The sequence below is a fragment of the Micromonospora sp. NPDC049366 genome (assembly GCF_044466625.1).
Taxonomy (GTDB): domain Bacteria; phylum Actinomycetota; class Actinomycetes; order Mycobacteriales; family Micromonosporaceae; genus Micromonospora.
The window spans coordinates 1-1,143 of the sequence record NZ_JBITMV010000062.1; the positions used below are offsets into that span (position 1 = coordinate 1).

Sequence of the window (1,143 nt, forward strand, 5' to 3'; positions counted from 1 at the left end):
TTGCGGAACGGGCGGGTCACGCTGATCCGCAGGCGATGCAGCGGCTGCTGCGCACCGCGGTGTGGGACGCCGATGGCGTCCGCGATGACGTGCGTTCCTGGCTGGTGGAGCAGCTCGGGCATCCCGACGCGGTGCTGGCCTGCGACGAGACCGGGTTCCTGAAGAAGGGTCTGTGCTCGGTCGGGGTGCAGCGGCAGTACACCGGCACCGCCGGACGTGTCGAGAACAGCCAGGTCGGGGTGTTCCTGGCCTACGTGTCGCCCGAGGGTCGGGCGATGATCGACCGTCGGCTCTACCTACCCGAGACGACCTGGTGTCAGCAGCCCGACCGCCTCGCCGCCGCCGGCGTCCCCGAACAGATCGGGTTCGCCACGAAGCCTGCCCTCGCCCGGCAGATGATCGCCGCCGCACTGGATGCCGGAGTCCCCTTCGGGTGGGTGACCGGCGACGAGGTCTACGGCGCCGACCCCGGTCTGCGTGCTGACCTCGAACACCGTGGGATCGGCTACGTCCTGGCCGTCGGCTGCGACCGACGCGTTGCCGTCAACGACGGTCGCACCCTGATCCGCGTCGACGACCTCGCCGAGCGGATCCCCACCGCCGAGTGGCAGCAGCACAGTTGCGGGCCGGGCGCGAAAGGTCCCCGCGACTACCTGTGGGCCTGGATCACCACCGCCACCAGCCCCGGTGAGCACCGATGGCTGCTCATCCGCCGCAACCGCACCACCGGCGACCTGGCCTTCTACCTCTGCTGGTCACCCCGACCGGCTCCGCTGCACACCCTCGTGCGAGTGGCCGGCTCCCGCTGGAGCATCGAGGAGTTGTTCCAGACCGGCAAGGGCCAGGTCGGCCTGGACCACTACCAGGTCCGCGGCTGGACCGGCTGGCACCGCTTCATCACCCTGGCCATGCTCGCCCTCGCCGTCCTGACCATCCTCGCCACCACACAGCAGCCCGACGCAGACACGGAGATCATCGCGTTGACCGTCGCCGAGACCCGCCGACTCCTCAACGCCTTCGTCCTCACCGCGGCGCTACCACCGGAGCACATCCTGCACTGGTCGTACTGGCGGCGAACATCCCAAGCCCGAGCCCGACGATCCCACTACCAGCGCAGACAGGCCAAATGACGTTGGAGTACTA

General features: G+C 69.4%; 1 protein-coding gene. It reads left to right on the top strand.

Features of this window, described 5'->3' with window-relative positions; all coding sequences use genetic code 11:
- Positions 1–1,130, top strand: a 1,130-nt coding sequence (locus ACIBTV_RS31435; protein ID WP_396710825.1) for an IS701 family transposase, incomplete at its 5' end; no start/stop codon positions are given.
- Positions 1,131–1,143: the final 13 nt, after the last annotated feature.